The 275-nt window shown below is 57.8% G+C and carries 1 protein-coding gene; it reads right to left on the reverse strand.

Annotated features, from left to right (window positions below):
* Positions 1–275, reverse strand: a 275-nt coding sequence (locus KI350_RS22830) for a phosphopantetheine-binding protein (RefSeq protein ID WP_212930597.1), incomplete at both ends; no start/stop codon positions are given.

Genomic DNA, 275 nt, shown 5'->3' on the forward strand with positions numbered 1-275 from the left:
CTGTTTTTCTGCCGGTTCAATCGCCGCATGCGGGCTTTCATCCAATTCCTGAATCACGGCGGCGAGCTCTTCCAGTGTCGGCTTGGCGAAAATCTCCTTCAGCGGCACTTGCACGCCAAACGCTTTGGCGATGCGGGAGACGAGCGCAGTCGCTTTCAGCGAGTGGCCGCCTTGTTCGAAAAAGTGGTCGCGAATGCCGGCAGGGCCGTATTTCAGCACCTCTTCCCAAAGCTTGGCGAGCTTCATTTCCGTGATGGTTTGCGGCGCGGTGTAAG

Origin of the sequence: Bacillus sp. J41TS8 (assembly GCF_018333035.1) — a bacterium.
Taxonomy (GTDB): Bacteria; Bacillota; Bacilli; order Bacillales; family Bacillaceae; genus Bacillus; species Bacillus paralicheniformis.